This is a genomic window from Cognatundibacterium luofuense (genome assembly GCF_018139685.1).
In the GTDB taxonomy this organism is placed as follows: Bacteria; Pseudomonadota; Gammaproteobacteria; order Burkholderiales; family Burkholderiaceae_D; genus Undibacterium; species Undibacterium luofuense.
Map to the genome: position 1 here is coordinate 1 of NZ_JAGSPN010000585.1, position 290 is coordinate 290.

Annotated in this window: 1 protein-coding gene; it reads right to left on the bottom strand. The window is 54.5% G+C overall.

The window, feature by feature from the left end:
• On the bottom strand, positions 1 to 290 hold a 290-nt coding region (locus tag KDM89_RS21740; RefSeq protein ID WP_212689847.1), incomplete at both ends, for a hypothetical protein.

The window sequence follows — 290 nt, forward strand, 5'->3', positions numbered from 1 at the left end:
CTTGCTTTATTCGCCTGATACAAAGCGACGGCGCTGCTGCTCAATACCACACTGAGTAACAGTACACTCAACGCGCTCAGTGTGCGATAGCGCTGAACGAAGCGGCTGCTGCGGTACCAGAAGCTGTCTGGTCTTGCGCTGACTGGCTCGTGATTCAGATAGCGCCGTAAATCACTGGCCAGCGCATGGGCGGTGGGGTAACGCAGCTCAGGGGTTTTCTGCAGTGCTTTGTGCAGAATGGCATCCAGATCACCACGTAAGTGCTGACTTAACTTACGATCACTGACACG